This window comes from Photobacterium alginatilyticum (assembly GCF_009910675.1).
In the GTDB taxonomy this organism is placed as follows: Bacteria; Pseudomonadota; Gammaproteobacteria; order Enterobacterales; family Vibrionaceae; genus Photobacterium; species Photobacterium alginatilyticum.
In genome coordinates, this window is sequence record NZ_RSEJ01000316.1 from 1 (window position 1) to 409 (window position 409).

The 409-nt window shown below is 41.7% G+C and carries 1 pseudogene; it reads right to left on the reverse strand.

From position 1 onward, the window contains the following. Nucleotides 1–409: pseudogene (locus EIZ48_RS31700) on the reverse strand (transposase family protein); the annotation flags it as partial.

Below are 409 nucleotides of genomic sequence, written 5' to 3' on the forward strand. Positions count from 1 at the left end.
TTGTTGGGATATTAGTCGCCAGCAACCAAGGTTCTAGTGCTGACTTCTTATGGACTGCCTGGGCGGAGAAGTGCTCTCGACCTTTTGGCCGGTCTTTACGTTTTTTAGGTGTTTGTTTTTTATAGAGATGAAGATGGCATTGCAATGGCTTTCGCTTGGCTAGCTGTGTGAATCCTACATATTTAGGTTTGCTATTCGCTTGATTAAACAACTGCTTGATGTGTTGCCATTAGTTTTTTATTAAGACGTTTACATCTCCTATTACGCGTCCAAGATAACACCAACCCATGTCATTAACTTGTCTAAACCATGTATTMCGAAAGCCAGCATCAGTCACGATGATAGGGATGACATGCGAGGGTAAAACAGCTTTAAAGTTATCGAGAAACTGTTGATGACTACGTGGAGA